Origin of the sequence: Amycolatopsis keratiniphila (assembly GCF_000400635.2) — a bacterium.
GTDB classification, from domain to species: Bacteria; Actinomycetota; Actinomycetes; order Mycobacteriales; family Pseudonocardiaceae; genus Amycolatopsis; species Amycolatopsis keratiniphila.
The window spans coordinates 7,164,562-7,178,551 of record NC_021252.1 but is presented as its reverse complement, the minus strand read 5'-3'; the positions used below and the strand labels follow the sequence as shown (position 1 = coordinate 7,178,551).

The 13,990-nt window shown below is 66.2% G+C and carries 9 protein-coding genes; 7 read left to right on the top strand and 2 right to left on the bottom strand.

Features of this window, described 5'->3' with window-relative positions; genetic code table 11:
- Positions 1-54: 54 nt before the first annotated feature.
- Positions 55-957: a hypothetical protein gene (locus tag AORI_RS83730; protein ID WP_016336681.1), complete on the bottom strand. Its 903-nt coding sequence runs from the start codon at positions 955-957 to the stop codon at positions 55-57.
- 240 nt (positions 958-1,197) lie between these two features.
- Between AORI_RS83730 and AORI_RS83725 the strand changes: the two genes are divergently transcribed.
- On the top strand, positions 1,198-1,371 hold the full coding sequence (locus AORI_RS83725; RefSeq protein WP_228688231.1) for a hypothetical protein: 174 nt from the start codon (positions 1,198-1,200) through the stop codon (positions 1,369-1,371).
- A 114-nt stretch (positions 1,372-1,485) separates the two neighbouring features.
- A complete protein-coding gene (locus tag AORI_RS72940; RefSeq protein WP_016336680.1) occupies positions 1,486-2,679 on the top strand; it encodes a helix-turn-helix transcriptional regulator in 1,194 nt (397 codons plus the stop codon).
- A 3-nt stretch (positions 2,680-2,682) separates the two neighbouring features.
- Here AORI_RS72940 and AORI_RS72935 read toward each other — a convergent pair whose 3' ends face one another.
- A complete protein-coding gene (locus AORI_RS72935; protein WP_228688230.1) occupies positions 2,683-5,616 on the bottom strand; it encodes an AfsR/SARP family transcriptional regulator in 2,934 nt (977 codons plus the stop codon).
- A 201-nt stretch (positions 5,617-5,817) separates the two neighbouring features.
- Here AORI_RS72935 and AORI_RS72930 point away from each other — a divergent pair, with 201 nt between their 5' ends.
- From AORI_RS72930 to AORI_RS72910, 5 genes are all read left to right on the top strand, one after another.
- Complete coding sequence (locus AORI_RS72930) at positions 5,818-6,771, top strand: hypothetical protein (RefSeq protein ID WP_016336678.1); 954 nt, start codon at positions 5,818-5,820, stop codon at positions 6,769-6,771.
- 130 nt (positions 6,772-6,901) lie between these two features.
- Complete coding sequence (locus AORI_RS72925; RefSeq protein ID WP_016336677.1) at positions 6,902-8,761, top strand: hypothetical protein; 1,860 nt, start codon at positions 6,902-6,904, stop codon at positions 8,759-8,761.
- Between the two features lie 445 nt (positions 8,762-9,206).
- Positions 9,207-9,686, top strand: a complete 480-nt coding sequence (locus AORI_RS72920) for a hypothetical protein (RefSeq protein WP_123798621.1) — start codon at positions 9,207-9,209, stop codon at positions 9,684-9,686.
- Positions 9,687-9,821: 135 nt separating this feature from the next.
- Positions 9,822-13,478: an ALF repeat-containing protein gene (locus AORI_RS72915; protein ID WP_228688426.1), complete on the top strand. Its 3,657-nt coding sequence runs from the start codon at positions 9,822-9,824 to the stop codon at positions 13,476-13,478.
- 31 nt (positions 13,479-13,509) lie between these two features.
- Positions 13,510-13,977 carry a hypothetical protein gene (locus tag AORI_RS72910; RefSeq protein WP_123798619.1) on the top strand — a complete coding sequence of 156 codons (468 nt, stop codon included), beginning with the start codon at positions 13,510-13,512 and terminating at the stop codon, positions 13,975-13,977.
- Positions 13,978-13,990 lie beyond the last annotated feature (13 nt).

The window sequence follows — 13,990 nt, the reverse complement described above, 5'->3', positions numbered from 1 at the left end:
ACGGCGAAAAGCGCCCCCCACCCGTTTCGGGTGAGGGGCGCTTTCCTCGTGAGGTCAGCGAACCACGGCCGCGACCACGGTGTTGACGCGTTGCCACAGCGCGGCGAACAGGTCTTCCCGGCGGTAGACGCGGGCCTCGCCGGTGCTGCGGCCGAGCACCGAGAAGTCGTGCAGTTCGAGCACGGCGGTACCGGTTTCGGTGCTGTACACCGGGCGGGCCCAGCCGTTGCTGCAGACGCTGCCGGTGTCGGTCTGGTGCCTGCCGACCACGAAGTTCACCGTCTCGTCCCCGCCGATGCCCCCGCGTTGGATGTCCAGCGCGTACACCGTGTCGCCGGCCTGCTCGATCCGGACGCTGATCCGCGAGTCACCGCGGTGCACCGTGCCGACGAACCCGCTGCGCTCCAGGCCCGGCATCGCCGCGGTGAGCTGGTCGCCCAGGTAGCGGAGGGTGGCTTCCTGCTCGGCGTACCGGCTGAATGTGGCGGGCACGGCAGGTGAGCTGGTGAGCCGCCGGGCGCCGGTCACCACCTCCGCGACCGACTCCTGCTCGGCCCCCGCCGACTCGGCGCCCTCGACCCGGGCGGCCAGCGCCTCGGTGAGCAGATCGGGCCGCGCGGGGTCGAACCGCAGGTAGCTCACGTGCGGGTGTCGCAGCTCGGCGGGCACGGCGAGCTCACCGACGAGCACCGGCAGCACGTGCTCGTCCCCGTTCTTGACCGCGCGGAGCATCGCGGCGCCGAAATCGTCCACTGTGGAGACGAAGGGAAGGAAGAAGCGCACCGATGCGGCGGGCAGGTCTCCCCGGTCCTTGTGCCCCCACCACTCGTGGGTCTGGTCGGGCCCGTGCAGGACCGTCAGTCCGCGCTGCCGGATCGCCTCCACCACCTCGCCGACCGCGGACCGCGACTGCTCGGTGAACGAAACGGCGACGTCGTAGGCCGCATTTTCCTTCATAACCCACCCTTCCTGGTCGTCACCGGCACCGCGCCGGCGAGTACCTGGGCAGGCTCCGCCGCCGCTGTCGACCAGAAGTGGATGTGGTGTGGATTCCGCCTGTTTCCCGTTGACCGCCGCCGGGGGAAATGGTCACTTCCTTGTTGGCCGTCCGGGATCTGATGAATCCTCGATATGGGCACCGGAATAGATCCGGAAAAGGCCCGAAATCAATTCATCGATTCCGCAGGAGGATTTGTCATGGCCAAATTCATGTCCACTTTCGCTGCAATTATCGCCTCCGGCACGGCCGTGCTGTGCCTGGCCGCGGCCGGTTCCGCCGGCGGAACCGCCTTGTCCTCGGACGAGCCGCCCACGGCGCCGCCGACCACCAGTTCCGCGCCGAATCCGGACGGAAACCCCTGGCACGACTGAGCCGCCAGCGAAAGCGCTTTACCCGGTCGCCCGCGATCTCTCGCGGGCGACCGGGTGATTGCGTGGGTTCGGCGCAGGTGCTGTACTCGAAGTCAGTCGGAGCGGGAGGCTTTGGTGACTGGAACATTCGGGGAATTGCTGCGTGAATACCGCATCGCAGCCGGCCTGTCGATGGGGCAGCTGGCCAAGCGCATCCACTACAGCAAGGGATATCTCAGCAAGATCGAAAACGGGGTGAAATCGCCCCACGATTCGATGGCCCGGGTCTGCGACGGGGAGCTCGGAGCGGGCGGCGCGCTGCTGGCGGCGGCGCGGTCGGAGAGAGAGCGCGCGGTGACCCTCGATCGCCGCCAAGTGCTGGTGGCCGGCACCGTGCTCGGCGTGACGCTCACGGGCGGTCCGCGGCCAGTGCCGGACGAACGGGTGGTCATCGGGATCCGGACTACCTTCGAGCACTTGCGGCGCCTCGGTATGCAAACCAGCCCGGTGGTGGTGCTGGAATCGCTGACAGCGCAGGTTCAGATGCTCGGCGCGCTGGCGGGGGAGAATCCGGAGCCGACCCGATCGCGCCTGTTGCTGCTGGCCGCGCGGATCGCCGAGTACACCGGGTGGATGCAGCAGGAAGCCGGGGACGACCGGCGCGCGCTGTCCTGGACGAGGAAGGCTGCGGAACTGGCCGTCGCGGGCGGGGACCACGAGATCGTCAACTACGCCTTCGTACGGGAAGCCGGGTTGGCCCTCTACAGGCACGATCCGATCGCCACGATCGAACTGGCGCGCCGGGCCCAGCAGGCGGGCCGGGCCGGTTCGCGCACCCTCGCGTTGGCCGCGCGGCGGGAGGCGCAGGGCCACGCCCTGGCGGGCGATCGCAGCGAGTACGAACGCGCACTGGACAGGGCCCTGTTTCACGTCGACGCGGCGGGTGCGGACCCGTCGGCGTACCCGGTGCTCGGCTCCACTGCCCCCGACCCGATCGAGCTGGCCCGGGGTTGGTCGTTGTGCGACCTCGGCCGGCCCAGTGAAGCGGCCGAACTCCTGGACCGGGAGCTGACCCGGCTGCCCATGGACTCGCGGCGCACGCGGGCGCGGTTCGGCGTCCGCAGGTCGCTGGCCTACGCCCTGGCGGGCGAGGTCGACCAGAGCTGCCGGACCCTGACCGAAACGCTGGAGGACGCGGCCCACGTCGATTCGGCGACGATCCGGCTCGATCTGCGGGAACTGGCCAGGAACGTCGGCCGGTGGCACAACCATGCCTCGGTCCGTGAGGTCTACCCGGAACTGCGGCGCGTGCTGTACCAGCGAGTCTGAAGCTCAGCCCATCCTGTCGCGGCAGGCGCAGGTCAGTTCCGCCCGTTCGGCCCGTACTTGGGCGGCCTCGGGCAGTTTCAGCGCGGCGAACTCCTTTTCGGCGGCCTCCCAGTTCGCGACGGCGTCCCCGTGCCGGCCGAGCCGGTGCAGGGTCTGCGCGACACCCCGATCGGCGTGAGCCCGATGTCCCCGGTTCCCTGACGTGGCAGCCAGCTCCAACGCGGCCTTGTAGAGGCGCAACGCCTCGACGTGATCGCCCTTGGCCTGCGCGGTCGCCGCGCGGTCGCGGAAGAGCCGGGTGCGGAGGTCCGCGTCGAAGACCCCGGCTGCGATGTCGGCGGCTTTTTCCTGGTAGCGCTCGGCTTCGGGGATCCTGCCCGCCGACCGGTGCACGTTGCCGATGTTGGACAGCGCGTAGGCCATGACGCACGCGTCACCGATTTCTGCGGCGAGGTGGTGCGCCTCTTGGTGGTCGACCAGCGCCTCGCTCGGAAAACCGAGACGCTGCCGGACCGAGCCGAGGTTGTTCAGTACATGCGCCAACCCTTGCAGGTGCCGGGTTTCGCGCAGGATCGGCACCGCGGCACGGTGCTGGCGCAGCGCGACGTCCAGCCTTCCGTGTAGCTCGTTGAGGTAGCCCAAATTGCTCAGCGCGTGTGCCTGCCCGCGTAGGTCACCGACTTCCTCGTACTTCTCCAGCGCCGCTTCGAAGTGGGTGATCGCCTCGGCATGCCTGCCGAGTTCCATGGTGGGGATGGCGATGGCGCACAACGTGGTGGCCTCGCCCCTGGCGTCGCCCAGCCGCACCCAGCAGGCCAGTGCCCGCCGCGCCAGCTCCAAGGCCTCGGCCAGTTCGCCTCGGCGGTTGTGCACAGTGGCCAGCCTGAGCAGCACGTGTGCCTGCCCGAGCGTGTTGTCCTCGTCCGCGGTCACCAGCCGCCGGGCCAATTCCATCGTCTCGGCCCAGTCGTCGAACTGGCTGGTCGTGTGGAAGTAGCGCCAGATGAACACCGCCAGCCGCCAGGCGTGCCCGGGCAAGTCGTGGGCAGCGGCGTAGCGGATGGCAGCCACCAGGTTGTCCCGCTCGGCGGTGATCCACGCCATTGCGGCCTCGGGAGTCTCGAAGGTCCGGGCCACCGGTGACGTGCGGTTCACCGCGGGCAGGCGGGCGCGCTCGAACGGATAGGCCATCCCCGCCGCGTCCGCCAGGGTGACCAGGTAGAAGTCGAGTAGCCGCAGCACGGCACCGGTGTGCTCGCCGGGCTCGGCGGCGGCGAACTCCTTGAGCGGGTCCAGCATCTGGTACCGCTCCGGCGTCAGCTCCTCGACCAGGCACACCTCGTGCAGTTCGTCGAGCACCAGCCGGGCGTGGGTGAAGGCGTTGTCCACCAGCGCCGCGGCACCCGCCACGGTGACGTGCGGCCCCGGAGTGTGCCCGAGCAGGCGGAACATCTCCTGCTGGTGCGCACCCAACTGCCGGTAGGAAACCCGCACGGCCGCGGCGCCTGAGTCGTCATCGGTGTCGGCGTGCCAGGGCCCGCTTTCGGCCAGCAACCGGAGCAGGTGCTCCAGCGGCCACCGGTCGTGACGGCGGAACAAGGCGGCGGCGACGCGGATCGGCATCGGCAGGTGACCGCACCGCTTGACCACCTCAGCCACCTCGGGGGCTCGGCCGGTCACCCGCAGCGGCCCAGTCAGCGTGCGGAACAACGCGACGGCGTCGTCCGATGGCAGCGGAGCCAGCCGCACCTGCTGTCCGGTGTCCGGCTCGCCCACCCGCCTGCTCGTCACGATCGCGAAGCAGTCCGGGGCGTCCGGGAGCAGGGCACGGACCTGTTCCGCGGATTTCGCGTTGTCCAGCAGGATCAACCTTCGGGTGCCGTACAACTCGTTCTGGTACATCGTGATCTTGCGCCCCGGCGAGCCGGGGATCTGCTCGGCGGGTACCCCGAGCTCGAGCAGGAGCTGGGTGAGCGCGTCGCTCATCGTCATGGCGCTGACGTTCGGGGTGAACCCATTCAGTCGTAACAGCAACGGCCCGTCGGGGAATCGCTCCCGCAGCCGGTGCGCGGCTTCCACGGCCAAGCCGGTCTTGCCCACCCCTGGTGCGCCGCTGACCCATACGGCTTTCTCACCGTTGCTTGCCGCCGTGGCGATCAGGTCGAGTTCGTTTTCGCGCCCGGTGAAACCACCGGGCCGGGATGGCAGAGAACTGGCGGGCTCACCGCGCTCGGCCCGGGCGGCGATATTGCGCAGCCGTGGTTCCGGCTCGAGGCCGAGTTCGGCGAGCGCGTCGCGGGTGCTGTGGAACACCCGGATCGCCTCCACACGATCGCCGTTGGCGAGCAATGCGCGCATCAGCAACTCGGCGTGACGCTGCCGGTCCGGTTCCTTGCCGACGATGCGGCGCAACCGGTCGCGCGCCGATCGATGGTCACCAGTGCCCAGTTCCAGCTCAGCGAGATCACCTACGGTGTCGAGATAGCTGTCGGCAGGCGAGATCACGTCCGTGCCGCCCACCCGATCGATGTCGATGTCCTCGAGAAAACGACCGCGCCACAGGTCGACAGCGGCCCGGAGCAGTTCGATCTGGCGGCGTGGCTCCTGCTCCTGACGGGCCTGCTCACGCCACTGGTCGAAGCGGTGCAGGTCGATCTGTTCCGGGGAAACCCGCAGCAGGTAGCCGGTCGCGGTGGTCTCGATCGCGACGTCGTCGGCATGGCCGAAGGCCTTGCGTAACTTGTTGATGTAGCCGCGTACCAGCGTCCGGCGCTCGGGGTTGGCCCCCCAGATGATTTCGGTGAGCCGGTCGGCGGAAAGCGGTTTGTTGGCGTGTAACAAAAGCACGATGAGCACGAAGCGCTGCTGCTGGTCGCCCAAGGGTACCGGAGCGTCGTCGTGCCACGCTTCCACCGGGCCCAGCATCCTAAAATCCACTCCGCCTCCCTGTTCGCGAGCTTGATGTCCATCACTATGTCGTGCAAGCGGCCATTCGTGTGTCACCGAACGCGACATATTTTTCGTCTTGTATGCCGTCGGGCACGGACACGGCGTGGGGACCGATCCACGACATGTCCACTTCTGGTCCACTCGCCGGTCGCAAGCTGCCGATCATCGGATCGACGGGGAGGCTTGCTGATGAACACCCACGAAGAACTGGTGCGGGAGCTCAAGTCGTTGCGCAAGGGGCGTGGGGTGCACGCCGGGAGGATCGGGGAGCGGATCGGCCCGACACTGCGCGTGCTGTGCGGTGTGACGGAGGACGACGGCCCGGTCACCATCCGGGAGAAGCTCGTGGCGCGGTTGACCGGACTTGCCGAGCGGTTGCCGGAGGACATGCGCCTGGTCACCGTGGCCGCCTTCGGGCTCATTGCCGACGTGCGCATGCCGCTGTACCGCGACCGCATCGGCTGGGCCGCACCCCGGATCGATCGCGACGCGCGTACCGTGCGCCGCCGGGTCGACGAGGCCATCGACCAGATCGCGGAGCTGGTGGTGACCGTCCCGCCTCTGCCGGACGTGGCCTGGCACACTGCGGAACTGAACGTGGTGGTCACGCTGGACCTGCCGCAGCACGAGGTGCTGGAGCAGTACCGCATCGTCGCCGACCACGACGGACTGCACGAACTCGACTTCACCTCGCCGGCGTTCGACCCGCGGGGTCCGCTCGAGGTGGACGTGCTCTATGGAGGCACCCTGCGCGCCGGTGGCACGGCGCGGGGACGCCTGTCCCTCACCCCGCCCGAACCGCTCGCGAAAGGCGAGACGCACGCCTTCGCCATGCGGTATCGCTTTCCTCGGCCACAGGCGCTGCGTTCGTACGTGGTGCGTGAACTGCGACAGCCCTGCGAGCTGTTCGACCTGCGGGTGCGTTTCGCCCGATATCGCATTCCGCGCCAGGTGTGGACATTGCGCGATGTCACCGGTCCGCACGGTGGCCACCAGCAACCAGTGGACCGGGCGGGAGAAATACACCAGCGATTCAAGCGACTGTTACCGGGGCGCTCCTATGGCGCGCGCTGGGACGGTGACGAACTGGGGAACCAATTCCGCGAGTACCACTGTTCTTGCGCGGATCGGAGTGCGCCGTAGAACGAGGAGCGGGTCTGGAACGTGAGCTGACCGGGCACCGTCGGCTCCACATCTGGTCCACATTCGATGCGCGCGGCGAGTCCATGCTTCTCGAAGGCGCCGGCACGGGTGCCGGAAGGACGGCAACACGATGGACATCGACAAATCGCTTATGGACTCGGAAGTGCCCCGGCTGGACGGTCTGGCCGAGTTGACACCGACCTTCTCGGTGTCCGTGCTGCTCTGTCACCCGGACGCGAACCCGAAGGGCGCGTTCCACTCGCTCGTCAAATTCATCCGGACCGCACTGGACTGGCGGGGCCGGGCGGAATCGGTCCGCTGCCTCGGCGAGGTCGTGCTCGCCGAGTCCGACCGGATCGAAGGAATCGGATCGTTGTTGGAGCTGGGCATCGACGGCCTGTATGCGTCCGCTCGTGAGCGTCGCACGATGCCGAGCTGGTCCGGAGAACACCAACAGGTGTTCGACGTCGCCAACCAGTTGACGGTCGTGGTGCGCCGTGGCCCCTTCGTGGTGATACACACACCGGTGAGCGACGAGGCGTTGCGCAAGTGGTTGCAGAGGTTCAACAAGCTCTATCGGTATCTGCCGAGCGCGATCTTGCGGAGGACGTTCCAGGGCGACGGGAAGACCGTGTGGTTGCGTGGGGTCCATCGCCGTCGCGCCACCAAGGCCGACAGCAAGACGTTGGGTGGGCTGCGGATCCAAGAGGTGCTCGACGACGAGGACAGCAGCTTCGCGTTGAGCGCGGCCGCGATCGATTACGTGCCCATGGACGAATCCGCCGTAGTACGCGGCAGGCTGACCGTCACCCCGGCGAAGTCACGTCTCTACTGGAAATTCCGGCTCGATCTGCCGACGTTCCTCGCTGCCGCCACCGAGACCGTCGCCCTGATCGAGAAGTCACTCGCGGTCGAACCGCCGGAGGAGCAGTTCTGGCAGCTCGCGGTGCCGGAGACCGACCTGGCCAACGTGTACGGCGCTTACGACGTCACCATCGCCGAGCCGGATGAACTCCCCGACCCGGCGGACCCGGACGGGGACCTCACGGAACGGGCGGAGCTGTTGCGCAACTCGTTCCTCGAAGTGCACGGGGATCCCAAGTCCCCGGCGTTCACCGCGATCGTCGGCTGTGAAGGGGCCGGGGTCGGCTCGCTGTCGATCAAACCGGTTGCCCGGGGAGACGGCTTCGAGCTGGAAGTTCGCTTCGCCGGAACGCCGTCGAACGACGCGATGGCACGGCGGATCCGGGACGCAATCGGTGATGGTGAACTGCTGAGGATCTACTACGAGTCGGGGCACACGTTCGACGAGTACCAGGTCAACCTGCAGAACCAGACCGCACCGCCGTTCGCCAACCTGGAGTTCGCCGACTTCGGTGCTCACCGGGTGAACCAGGAAAAGCCACCGGTGCGCGGCGACCAGGCCATCCACGACGCGATCGGTCTGGTCAACGACTACTCGTTGTTCGCCTGGGTCAAGACGACCTACACCACCGGATGGCTCGTCTGTGACGACGGCGCGGGGGAGGTCGCCGACTTCCTGCACCTCGTCGACGGCACGCTGACCGCCATCCACGTCAAGGGCGCACAGAGCACCTCGTCGACCCGAAGCGTCGCGGTGACGGCGTATCAGGAGGTCGTGGCGCAAGCCGTGAAGAACCTGCGCTTGCTGGACAATCCGGCGCTCGTCGAACGCTTCACCACCCCGCGGATCGCGCGCCCGGCGGCTTGGCTCGACGGCACCCGGCAGACGGACCTTTCGGGGTTCGTGACCGCGCTGGGGGCACGGACCACGCTGAACAAGACCAAGGTGGTGATCGTGCAACCACACCTGCTTCGCCCCGTGCACGATGCGGCACGAAAAGCAGCCGAACAGGGCAAGCCGACCCGCGACTCGCGCAGCCTGGCACTGCTGGACGGACTGCTCCGAAGCGCACGGAGAACTGTCATCTCGTACTGGGACGATCTGACCGTCATCGGCAGCGAGTGACCCGGCCCGCGGAACGCTTGCGGTCAAGGTGCGGCGGTATGGCCTCGCCGGGGGAGTGTCGACTGGTCGGGTGAGGCTGAACGAGTACAGCGACGCTCGTCGTTAGCGTGACTGAGCCCGCTTGCCTGCCGGGCACGTGCGGGTATGGCCGCCGACGCATTGGGTCCCGACGTGATCGATCAAACCGATCCAGGTCGTTGCCGGCCACAGGGACGGAGGATTGCTACATCGCATGTCTGATCGGTATCGAACCAGCACCCGTTCGCGTTACCTGTAGCGATTTTGGCCACATCGATAACGGGTTCACGATTCGGCTTTCGTGGACATGGGCTGATCGGCTGTATCCTTCTCCAATTGTTGACGAACCGAAAAGTCGTCGGTACAGTCCTTATGGCCTCAGGAAGTAGTCGCAGACTGGTTGGGGCCTAGGGGAGGATTCATCATTGTGAAGTTTTACTCGCGCGCGCTCGGCGTGGTCACTATTTCTGCTGTCGCGTTTTCATCCCTTCCTGTTTCGGCTGCCGATGCGGCCATATCGGACGATCCGCCACCTGTCGTGGAGGACTACGACTACCCGGGTGCCGAGCAGATCTTCGCGCAGCATGGTATTCGCCTGCTGAAAGGTGACGGACATATCTTGTTCACCGAATGTGGTGGCGGCGCCAACCTTGTGGAAGTGTGGAGCCGAACCAAGAATGTCCCGTTCTGCTTCAAGATCACGGGCGCCAAGGGTTATCTCAGCATGGATCTGGCCAGGGTCTACCTGATTAAGGGTGACGACCACGCGTTGAAGGCGACGATGAAGATCAAGGACGCGCCGGTGGTGGTGGACATCCCCAAGAACACCTGGACGTCAGTCGGCGAAGGCGCCAATCCGGAAAACGGCTATTCGTCGCTTGCGGAATTTGTTTCCGCCGGTTCGTGAGCTGCGCCTGACTGAAACTAGCTGGCATTTTTTAATGAAATTTTCGTGATCGTGCATCTTCGTTCGAAAGTGCGCGATGATTTTTGAGTCCATCATTCTTATTCTAAGTGCTCGGTGGGGGGCGCTGTCGTGATCATGGAATTCGAAGCGAGATCCGAAACTCCGAGAAGGTCGAGGCTCGCGACACTCTTAGGCTTCGGGGTCATCCTGGCCCTGCTGCTGGGCTTGGTGACCACAGTCCCTGCCTTCGCCGATCCTGTTCCCGATGACGAGCAGGAGGAGGTTTCGGACAGGGCGAAGGTCGTGGCCGCCTGGGAGTCCGGCGGTTCCGCGGTTCGGGAAGCGGCCGAGGCCGCCCTGCTCGGCAGTGATCAGGTGGTGCGGGACTTCCTGGCCTCTGGACTGAGCGGCGCTGGTGATCATGACACTCGTCTCAGTATGGCCAAACTCCTCGCGACGGCGGGGCCCGCGGTCAAGACGGCCGCTCAGGCCGCGTTAAGCGGCACGCCCGCGGAGATGCGGCAGTTCCTCGAGACCGGTGTGCGTGAGCCGTGGGAGCAGGACGTCCGTGTCCGGGCCGCGCAGATCCTGAGCACCGGTGGTCCCGGTGTCAAAGAGGCGGCTCAAAAGGCGTTGAACGGTCCGTTCGAGGGCATCGCCGAGTTCGTGCACCGTGGCTGGGAGGCTGCGCAGCAGCACGATGATCGTGTGCGTGTGGCGCAGATCATGGCCACGGGCGGGCCTGCCGTGAAGCAGGCCGCGCAGGTTGCCCTCTCGGGTGGTCTGGACGAGTTGCGGGAGTTCCTGTCGACGGGTCAGTACGTCGCGCGGGAGCGGGACGAAGAAACCGCGAGTGTGGCGAGTCTCGCCGCCGCCGCCAAGGAAGCCGGCGACCGTGCGGCGACCGAGACGGCTTTGGCGACGCAGGCGTCGGAGCAGGCCGTCAAGGCGGCAGGCCTGGCGAAGCAGGCGGCGGAACGCGCGGCGGCGGAGACGGCTGCCGCGAAGGACGACGCCAACCTGGCCTCGGCTGCGGCGGGACGGGCTGCTGATGCCGCCACCCGGGCGGCAGCGTCGGCGAGGGAAGCGATCGGTGCGGCGAACGCGGCAAGCCAGGCGGTTCGGGCTGCGGCGAACGCGGCGAATCGTGCGGCTACGGCCGCGGTGCTGGCCGGTAAGGCCGCGACGCGTGCGTACAACGCGGCAGCGGATGCGGCTACCGATGCGAGGAAGGCCGACGACGCCAAGAAGGAGGCCGTCACCGCCAAGTCGGTCGCGTTGAGTGCTGCGGTTGCGGCTGATGCAGCTGCCGCGGTCGGCGCCGCCGCCAAGGCGGCGGGTAATGCACTACAGGCGGCGTTGAGCGCGGCGTCGAACGCCGACGCGGCGGGTACAGCGGCCGATGCGGCCGGTAGGCACGCCAACGTGGCCGGTGCGGAGGCAGACCGGGCGAAGCGTGCGGCCGCCGACGCGAAGCGGGCTGCGGCGCGTGCGGTGCGAGCGGGGAACGCCGCCGTGGCCTTCGCCAGGGAAGCTGCCGCGGCGGCGGATGAAGCCCGCGCAGCGGCGACGAGGTCGGCCGGACACGCGAACGCTGCGGCCGACGCTGCCAACGAGGCCGCCCAGCACGCCGGTGAGGCGGAACATGCTGCGACCCGGTCAGAAGCGCATGCACAAGCCGCGAAGATCGCGGCTGAAAGCGCGACCACGGCGGCCGCCAAAGCGAAGCTGACAGAGGAGTCCGCTCGCGTCGCGGATGCCGAGCGGTTGGCCACCGAAACCGAAGAAGCGGTCGAACTCGCTCAGGCACTTCGTGCCGCGACGGACGCGATTCCCACAAAACTTCCTTGGGACACTGAGGAATCACTGCGTCTCAGCCAGGAGTCCAAACGCCTGATCACCGAGGCCACGGCACCTGGCGCTCCCCGGGAAACCGTCGTCGCGAACGGACGAAAGGTCGCCCTTCGACAGCTGACCGGAGCCGACGTGGGTCCGATCAGCCGGGCGATGGCGAAGAACGTCCTCGCCGGAGACGAGATTGCCGTCACCGAGTTCGTCCGCGCTGGCTTGACGGTCGCGGCGGAACAGGACGATCGGGCAAGAGTGGGGCATCTCGCCGAGAGCGAGATCCCGGCGCTGAAAACGGCGGCATTGGCGGCCTTGGGCGGCACCGCTGAACAGGTCAGGGAGTTTCTGCGGAAGCAGCCGTATGAAGGCAAGGAGAACGATGAGCGGTTGGCGATCAGCCGGTTGCTCGCTTCCGGTGGTCCGGGTATGCGGGCTGCTGCGCAGGCGGCGCTCGACGGTGACGCCGACGCGCGGCGTGAGTTCCTGCGGACAGGCCAGTACGAAGCTGCCGAGCACGATGATCGGATAGTGGTCGCGCAGGCGCTGCAGAACGGTGGCGCCGAGGTGAAGGCGGCCGCGCAGATCGCCTTGGCCGGACCTGCCCTTGAGCTTCGGGAGTTCGTCCAGTTCGGACGGCTTCAGGCTGAGCGGCGGGACTCGGACACCGCGTCGCACGTGGCGACAGTCCGTCGGTATGTCGCCGAAGCCGCGGCGTCCGCAGCGGCGGCCAATGAATCCGCCGCACTCGCTCTGCAGACGGCGGCGATCGCCCGTAACGCGGCGAACGAGGCGAAGGGCTACGCGGACCAGGCCAAAGCCTCCGCCGATAAAGCGAAGGAGTACGCGGACCAGGCGAAAGCCTCTGCTGCTGAGGCGCAGGCCTCGGCGAATCGGGCGGCCCAGTCGGCCAGCCAGGCGCGTCAGGCGGTCGCCTCCGCGCAGCGGGACGCCGCGAACGCCGCCCAGTACGCGACCAAGGCAGCCGGGTCGGCAGCGTCAGCCCGAAGCGCGGCCGCCCGTGCGGCTGGTTACGCCGAGGACGCTCGTAAGGCCGCGAAGGCCGCGGGCAAGAGCGCCGATGAGGCTGGCCGCGCTGCGAGCGACGCGGCCGAACACTTCCTTCGCACCTGGACAGGCACGCCTCCGGACCAGCGGCCCTCCGACACACGGGCGGCGCAGTTCGACAGTGGCATCATCGTGCTATTCACCAACGGGGAATGCTTCGTCAACGGTGTACAGTTGCCGTTCGCTAGCTACGGGCTCTCCCAGTGCGAAGCCATCGGCCGCGAGCTTAATGCCTGGTACTTTGATGGCGGATACGAATACGTTGAGAACCCGGCGGCGCAGGCGTGGGACCCAACTTATGGTGACTTTCCAACACTGTTGATGAAGCGATTCTGCGAGGAAAGGCCTCACGCCTGCTCGTCGGAGTTGAAAGCTCTACTTGCCGCCGTCAAGGGAGATGCTCAAAAGTTTGCGGTATTGGAAGGTGGACCTGGAAACCCCGGTCGCGCCTTCGAAAAGCTTCTCGAAAAAATGCTCAAGCGCAAGGCTGCGGGAGAAGCGTTACATTCCGTGAAGGTTCGTCCCGACCTGGCGCAGGGGGTGCTAAGGGATTGGACGTCGAAGACGTACCAGGTCGGCAACCGTACCATCCTGCTTACCAAGGAAAGAATGAAGCACATCCTCGAGCGACATCACCCAAGGTATTGGGAAGGTTCCATGAAAGACGAACAGTCGTTTTTCACGGGAAATGAAACCGTTCAGTCGATCGAAGCTAAAATTAGATACGCGCTCAATAAAAACACCGACAAAATTCTCAACAATCCTAAACCTGGCGACTACTATTTTGTAGAAATTGATGGTAGGAATTACAGGTTAGGGATAACATGGGGTGGCAAGGTTGGCAACTTCCATCCGTGGTCGGGGCCGATACCGAAGTAGTACTCGTACGCGAAGAGGGTAGAATTTCATGGTGACAGCCACTACAGTTGTCTGGCTGGAGGAGGGTGCCGCGGGGCGGTTTGTCGACATAGACGACTGTGATCGCTTACCGTTGATTCGCGAGGATAGTGACCTTCAAGGTGCGATCGAGCTCGAAGTCAATGGTGTCGACTTGCTCAATCGTGTCCTGGTTGACGACATTATCACGATGTGGGTCTACATCGCGAGTATGGTAAATGATTACATGAATGGACTCAAGGCAATGGCGCCTCTGCCGGAGCAATCGATCCTTGTCTCGCTTAAACCTCTTCCTCGGGGGCAGGCGCTGATGTCAGTTGAGGGGAATTCCTGGCGGCGAGCGTCTGCTGCGGACGCCGAAGAGTTGCTCTTCACGCTTCGATTTGCCGGGAATGAATTCTTCGACAAAGTCGAAGCGTTAACTGGAAGATTTTGGCCGCAGGCTAGAACGTTTCTCAATGCAGGGTCGGAATTTCAGTAGTCATAGTGTCAGC